The organism is Nonomuraea aridisoli, assembly GCF_003236395.1.
In the GTDB taxonomy this organism is placed as follows: Bacteria; Actinomycetota; Actinomycetes; order Streptosporangiales; family Streptosporangiaceae; genus Nonomuraea; species Nonomuraea aridisoli.
Genome location: NZ_POUD01000481.1, coordinates 1 through 3,315, shown reverse-complemented (window position 1 = coordinate 3,315; position 3,315 = coordinate 1). Strand labels below are relative to the sequence as shown.

Below are 3,315 nucleotides of genomic sequence, written 5' to 3'. Positions count from 1 at the left end.
GTCGGCGAGCCCGCCCCCGGTCCACGCCCCCAGCGCGGAGCCCAGCAAGGCGATGGCCACCACGAAGCCGATCTCGACCGATCCGACCGCGAAATGCCGCTGGATCCCGACCACGGCGCCGTTGATCACGGAGCTGTCATAGCCGAAGAGGAATCCGCCGATGGCGGCGGCGGCCGTGATGAACACGACATGACCGAGATGCTCATGGTGGGTGTATTGAGAAGCCATGCAGGTCCTTACCCCAAAATGGGGCATTACCCACCAGTCACAGACATCACAGGCGTGGGTCGACCGGCTCCGACTCCAGCGCCAGCACCGCGAAGACCGGCTCGTGCACCCGCCAGCGCGCCTCGCCGTCCGCCAGCCGGGCCAGCGCCTCCAGGCCGAGCGCGTACTCGCGCAGCGCCAGGGAGCGCTTCTTGCCGAGGAAGCGGCGGCGCAGCACGTCGAGCGACTCGGTGTAGTCGGGACCGTAGATGATGCGCAGGTATTCGCGCCCGCGCACCTTCACGCCCGGCTGCACCCGTCCCGGCGTGTACGCCGCGGGCTTGACCACCATGCCCTCGCCGCCGGCCGCCGTCAGCGCCTCCCACCACGCGGTCGCCTCCGCCCGCGACTCCGCCGAATCGAGCCGGACGGTGACGTGCCGCGTCTGCGTGATCAGCGGCGAGTCCAGCAGCGCCAGCGTGGACAGGTGCCAGGCGTGCGGCTCCAGCGCCGTGGCCCGCCCCTCGCAGGCCAGGATCTGGAACGGCGCCACCCGGATGCCGTCGAGACCCTCGACGGGCCAGCAGTAGCGTGCGTAGGCGTCGCGGAACAGGGCAGCGTTGCCGGAGCGGCGCCGGGCGCGGTCCAGCAACGGTCCCACATCCAGGCCGCGCCCGGCCGCCGCCTCCAGGGCCGCGACCGCCTCGGGCAACGCCGCCCGGGCGGCCGCGCCGACGGAGGCGTACTGCGACCTGATCAGCTCGCCGGCCTTCGCCGACCAGGGCAGCAGCTCGCAGTCGAGCACCACCCAGTCGGAGCCGAGCGTGGCCCAGAGCGGCGCGCACGCCTCGCGCAGCCGGTCGACCAGCGGCGCCGGGTCGGCGAAGAACGGGCGCCCGGTGCGGGTGTAGACCATGCCGGCGCCGTCGGTCACGCCGAACCTCTCCCGCGCCACCTCCGGCGTCCTGGCCAGCACGGCGACCGCCCGCGAGCCCATGTGCTTCTCCTCGCACACGACCTCCTCCACCCCGGCCGCGGCGAACTCCTCGAACGCCTCGTGCGGGTGTTCCAGGTAGCCGTCGAGCCGCGAGGTCTCCGGCGGGGCCATCGTCGGCGGCAGGTAGAGCAGCCAGCGCGGGTCGACCGCGAACCGGCTCATGACCTCCAGCGCGGCGGCGGCGTTCTCCTCGGCCACCTTGACCCGGCCGCCGAACTTGGTCTCCACGTGCCGGGTGCCGATCACGTCGGTCACGTCGAGCAGGCCGGGGTCGCGTCCGGCGGTGCCGAGCGGGCGGGCCGGCTCGTACCAGACCTTCTCCGCGGGGACGCGGACGAGCTCGCGCTCCGGGTAGCGCAGGGCGGTCAGGTGGCCGCCGAACACAGCACCCGTGTCCAGACAAATCGTGTTGTTTACCCATTCGGCGCGGATCGTCGGTGTGTGGCCGTAGACGACCATGGCGCGGCCCCGGTACTCCTCGGCCCACGGGTAGCGGACCGGCAGGCCGTACTCGTCCGTCTCGCCGGTGGTGTCGCCGTACAGGGCGAACGCGCGCACCCGGCCGGAGGCGCGGCCGTGGTAGGCCTCCTTCAGCCCGGCGTGCGCGACGACCAGCCGGCCGCCGTCGAGCCGGTAGTGGCTGCGCAGCCCCGTGAGGAACCCGCGCACCCGCTCGACGAACTCCGGCGGCTGGGCGGCGAGCTGGTCGAGCGACTCCCGCAGACCGTGCGCGACGGTGACCTTGCGGCCCTTGAGCGCGCGCAGCAGCTTGTCCTCGTGGTTGCCCGCCACGCAGATCGCCGTGCCGGCCTCCACCATGTCCATGACCAGGCGCAGCACTCCCGGCGTGTCGGGACCGCGGTCGACCAGGTCGCCGACGAACACCGCCGTGCGGCCCTGCGGGTGCCGGACCCCCTGCCAGCCCAGCTCGCCCAGCAGCGTCTCCAGCTCCGAGCGGCAGCCGTGCACGTCGCCGACGATGTCGAACGGGCCCGTCAGCTCCGTCAGGTCCGACCACGCCTTCTCGTAGGTGACCTGCGCGGCCTCGATCTCCTCGACGCCGCGCAGCACGTGCACCCTCCTGAACCCGTCGCCGGACATGCGGGCGAGCGAGCGGCGCAGGTCCTTGTCCTGGCGGGCCACCACACCCGGACCGAAGTCGCGGTCGGGGCGGGCGGCGTTGCGCTCGACCGCGACCTCGCGCGGCACGTCCAGCACGATCGCGTCGGCCAGGACGTCGTGCCGCTTGGCCAGCTCGATCAGGCCGCGGCGGGCGGCGTACTGGACGTTGGTGGCGTCCACCACCGTGAACAGGCCCCGCGACAGGCGCACGCCGACGATGTGGTGCAGCAGGTCGAAGGCGGCCGGGGTGGCCGCCTGGTCGTTCTCGTCGTCGGAGACCAGGCCGCGGCAGAAGTCGGAGGAGATCACCTGCGTGGGCTTGAAGTGCCGGCGCGCGAACGTCGACTTGCCGCTGCCGGACACGCCGACGAGCAGCACCAGGGAGAGCTCAGGAAGCGAGATCACGGGTGAACACTCCCATCTGGGTCGGCGGGCCGAGCTCGGGGTCGTCGTCGCCGACCGGCGCGAACGAGACCCGGTAGCCGTAGCGGGCGGCCACGCCGGTGGCCCAGGCGGTGAACTCCGCGCGGGTCCACTCGAAGCGGTGGTCGGGGTGGCGCAGGCCGGTGAGGAACGGGTAACGGACGTTGTACTCGGCGTTGGGGGTGGTGACGAGCACGTGCCGCGGGGTGGCGGCGCCGAACACGACGCGTTCGAACGCGTCCAGGCGGGGCGGGTCGATGTGCTCGATCACCTCCATGAGCACGGCGGCGTCGTAGCCGGACAGCCGCCGGTCGGTGTAGGTGAGCGCGCCCTGGAACAGGGTGAGCCTGGCCCGGCGGGTGTCGGGCATGCGGTCGAGGCGCAGCTTGCGGGCGGCGATGGCGAGCGCCATGGGAGAGACGTCCATGCCGGCGACCCGGGTCAGGCGCGGGCGCTGGAGCAGCGCGCCGACCAGCTCGCCCCGCCCGCACCCGAGGTCGATCACACTGGTCGCCCCGAGCTCGTCCAGCGCGGCCAGCACGGCCTCCCGCCGCCGGACACTGAGG

General features: G+C 73.1%; 2 protein-coding genes and 1 pseudogene. All 3 read right to left on the bottom strand.

All coding sequences use genetic code 11. The annotated features are described in order from the left end of the window. Nucleotides 1–228: pseudogene (locus C1J01_RS47140) on the bottom strand (sugar porter family MFS transporter); the annotation flags it as partial. A 46-nt stretch (nt 229–274) separates the two neighbouring features. Next, nucleotides 275–2,731 carry a polynucleotide kinase-phosphatase gene (locus C1J01_RS47135; protein WP_111185570.1) on the bottom strand — a complete coding sequence of 819 codons (2,457 nt, stop codon included), beginning with the start codon at nt 2,729–2,731 and terminating at the stop codon, nt 275–277. After that, the coding region (locus C1J01_RS47130; RefSeq protein ID WP_146616015.1) for a methyltransferase at nt 2,715–3,315 on the bottom strand (601 nt) is incomplete at its 5' end. The genes C1J01_RS47130 and C1J01_RS47135, both read right to left, overlap by 17 nt.